The organism is Blautia sp. ZXY-1-B12 (assembly GCF_056339915.1).
Window position 1 is genome coordinate 1 of record NZ_JBWJVP010000136.1, and the last position, 3,506, is coordinate 3,506.

At 40.7% G+C, this 3,506-nt stretch carries 5 protein-coding genes and 1 pseudogene; all 6 read right to left on the minus strand.

Going from position 1 to position 3,506, the window contains the following annotated elements; genetic code table 11:
• Positions 1-181 precede the first annotated feature (181 nt).
• The gene (locus tag AC075L_RS07400; protein ID WP_476387465.1) at positions 182-325 is read right to left on the minus strand and encodes a hypothetical protein; all 144 of its coding nucleotides are present in this window, start codon (positions 323-325) and stop codon (positions 182-184) included.
• Between the two features lie 68 nt (positions 326-393).
• Positions 394-1,392, minus strand: coding sequence for an aldo/keto reductase (locus tag AC075L_RS07405; protein WP_118409430.1), 999 nt, complete (start codon positions 1,390-1,392; stop codon positions 394-396).
• Positions 1,393-1,444: 52 nt separating this feature from the next.
• Positions 1,445-1,822, minus strand: a complete 378-nt coding sequence (locus AC075L_RS07410; protein WP_118409431.1) for a flavodoxin — start codon at positions 1,820-1,822, stop codon at positions 1,445-1,447.
• Between the two features lie 64 nt (positions 1,823-1,886).
• Positions 1,887-2,669: a flavodoxin gene (locus tag AC075L_RS07415; protein ID WP_118409432.1), complete on the minus strand. Its 783-nt coding sequence runs from the start codon at positions 2,667-2,669 to the stop codon at positions 1,887-1,889.
• 18 nt (positions 2,670-2,687) lie between these two features.
• Positions 2,688-3,281, minus strand: a complete 594-nt coding sequence (locus AC075L_RS07420; RefSeq protein ID WP_476387466.1) for an alpha/beta hydrolase family protein — start codon at positions 3,279-3,281, stop codon at positions 2,688-2,690.
• Positions 3,241-3,506 (minus strand): annotated as a pseudogene (locus tag AC075L_RS07425) (hypothetical protein); the annotation flags it as partial. The gene AC075L_RS07420 and the pseudogene AC075L_RS07425, both read right to left, overlap by 41 nt.

A 3,506-nucleotide genomic window follows, 5' to 3' on the forward strand; every position in this document is an offset into this window, starting at 1 on the left:
CCCTACGCCTTGAAAGTACAATCCTTCATAGCCTGGAAGTGTAAAGAATAAAAGCATATGGCTTACTTCCATCATAACTATCCGGGATATAGACATTATAATGAATATCTCCCTCTTCACTTGAATGCAGGACATTATCCAACAGAAAACCTTTGGTACTGCATCTGTACCTTCTGTAACTTTATCTGAATCGGGTGCTTCGTTGTCTGGCTCCTGTTTGATCATCCTGGATTACACTGCTGTCTGCCTGTACAAACCATGAATTTGCAGTGATTCCAAGTATTGCAGATAACAGAACTGCTGCCATTTGTTTTTTATTTTTCATAGTGTGATCATCTCCTGTCGGTTATATGTAAACACCCGAACATCTTTCTCAGACATTCGGGTGGAATATTATTTTTTGACTTTTGAACCACCAAATACCTGAGACATCGGAATATGTTCAAGCATATCATCAATTTCTGTGACTTCTTCTACTGACAGATGAATGGATTCTGCCAGAATATTTTCTGTCAGACGTTTCAGATTTCTTGTTCCCGGAATTGGTACAAGAAACGGATTTTTTGCCAGCATCCACGCCAGAGAAATCTGAGCCGGAGTAGCATTTTTTTCTGCTGCTATAATTTTCAGCCATTCTATAAGCTTCTGATTTTCTACAATTCCTGCGGAAGAAAACTGCGGCATAATGCTTCTGTAATCTGTACTCTTTTCAAAAGTAGAATACTCATCATATCTGCAGGTCAGAAAACCATTTGCCAATGGAGAAAAAGCCACGAAACCAATCTGTAGTTCTTTCAGTACCGGAAACAATGATTCGTAATTTCTGTACATCATAGAATAACGATTCTGTACCGCTGTAAGCGGGCAGACTTTGTGCGCTCTTCGAATGATTTCCTCTGTAGCTTCTGAAATTCCCCAGTGTGTAATCTTTCCCTGATCGATCAGTTCTTTCATTACACCTGCTGTTTCTTCGATAGGAATTGTTGGATCCACACGATGGATATAATAGAGATCCAGATGATTCATCTGAAGTCTCTGTAAAGAATCTTCTACGGATTTTTTTAGCACTTCCGGTCGGCTGTCTGGAACCAGATTTTTGTTTACAACTGTTGAATTTTCGTCAAAATGCAAACCACCTTTAGTAGCAATTTTAATCTGATTTCGATACGGTTTCAGGATTTCTCCCAAAAGTGTTTCATTATGATGCGGATACTCGGCAGTACCATACACTTCTGCGGTGTCAAACATTGTATATCCTAAATCGACAGCTTTTGCAAGAAGATTCTTCGCTTCGGTTTTATCTGATGGTCTTCCATAAGCATGACTCATCCCCATACAGCCAAGCCCGATGGAAGATACCTCTAAATCCCTTCCTAAAATTCTTTTACTCATGTCTGTTCCCCTTAAAATTATTTATTTGCGAAACTTCTTACTGTTCTGACCTCTATTTCTCTGATAGATCAAGACTTTTTGCCCAGTCTGTTACATCCTGTACACTGTCAGCTACCTTGTCTCTGGAAATACTCAAGCCCTCATCACTGATGTTGGCATCTGGCTGAAGTTCTTTTATTTCTTCAATTGTGTTGGAGAATCCGCTTCCTCCGTGTGAATTAAAAGGAATAATTGTTTTTCCTGAAAAATCATATTCTTCAAGAAAAGTGAAAAGTGGCTGCGGCCAGATATGAATGCTTTTTTCTTCATACCAGTGACTGTTTATATTCCAAATTTCATTTACATCATATAAAAAATGAAATGCCACCATATTTACAATCGCCAATCCACGAATTCCATCGATCAGCAGATATCTCTTTTGCTCTTTCATATATTTTATTTATCTGCGGTTAAGTGGTTCTGAAAGTGTTTGCTGTCAAATGTGTTGTCTCGTTTTAGTTTTCTACAGAAGAAATTCCAAGATCACTGATCCAGTCTTTCACTTCGTCTTCAGAAATTCCTCTGTCTAATCTCTTGCCTTCCAACCAGTTTCCGGTTCCGGCCATCTCTTCGAGGAGATTTCCACTGTCACCGATGCCGGAAGAAGCTGCTGTACAGAATGGGATTACCGCTTTCCCTGTAAAGTCATTTGCTTCTACAAATCCGTCTACCGGCCATGCTGCGATTCCCCACCAGATTGGATAACCAATGAATACAGTGTCATAAGAATCCCAGTTATCTACAGATGTGGATACCAGATCTACATCTCTTAAACTTTCATCATCATGTTCTCTGGATACACGACTATCATCATTTGTCCAGTCCAGCTCATCATCTGTATAAGGTTCCACCGGCTGGATTTCGAATAAATCACCGCCTGTTGCATCTGCGATTGTCTGTGCAACTCCTTCAGTAGTTCCTGTTGCAGAATAATATACAACCAGAGTTTTTCCGGTAGCTTCCGTATCATCTGCAACAGCTGTTTCAGAGGAATCATCGGTTTCTGTTGGTGTAGGTGTTTCTGTGTTTTCAGATGTATCCGTACTTTCAGTTGTTTCTGTATTTTCAGAATCCTCCGTTGCATCTGCTGTTTCACTTGCAGAAGAACTGCTAGCCTCATTCTGAGAAGAACTTTCTGTGTTATCTGTCTGACTCCTGGAACTGCTGCCGCATCCTGCAAGCATACTTGCTGCTACAATACCTGTAAGAATAACTGAAATTATTTTTTTTGCTTTCATTTTTGTCCTCTCCTTTACTTATGCTTCTACATTTTCTTGTATCCAGTTTTCAATATGTTCCTGGATCACATCATTATTCAGATCCTGGAACATAAAATGATCATTTCCTGTAATGCCCTCTTTCGGAAGATCGACTACAGTACAGTTTCCGCCTGCTTTTGTATAGGCATCTGCAAAATCGTAACATGCCTGGCGCATTCCCTGCCACATACCTGTTGCCTGGATTGCAGTATCACCATTATCAATATAATCCCCAAAATACATAGTAATTGGTATTTTCTTTTCGAGGACTGTCTGGTAATCTTCTGAATCTGATGATGGTGCTCCGCCTGGTTCGATTGCTACAATCGCTGCAATATGATCGGTATATTTAGCAGCTGTCCAGCCTGGACCGCCACCCTGTGAATGAGTTACAAGGATAGAGTCTTTTCCTGATCTTTCATATACTTCATCTACTGTAGCGGCCAGTGCCTGGGCAACTACATCATTATCAAAATCTCCACCCATATCAGAAGTCATTCCTGTATCCGGAGTCATCTGACGGAAAAACTGATCTACAGAATTATCATCATTAGGGAACTGGGAACCTTCGTTTTGGTACTGATTTTCCATCTTCCCAGCGTCCGATACGAAACTGTGTATACCAGCGCTGATCCAGAGTTTTTGTACTGATCGTACCGCTTACAGATGTCTGTCCTGCTTCTCCTCGTCTTGGTTCATCTACAAGATAGACACTATGTCCATCTCTGAGAAACATTTCTGCCCATCCTTCTCTTCCGTCCGGAGTTGTCATCCAGCACATACGTGACTGTCCATATCCATGCAGGAATACCATTG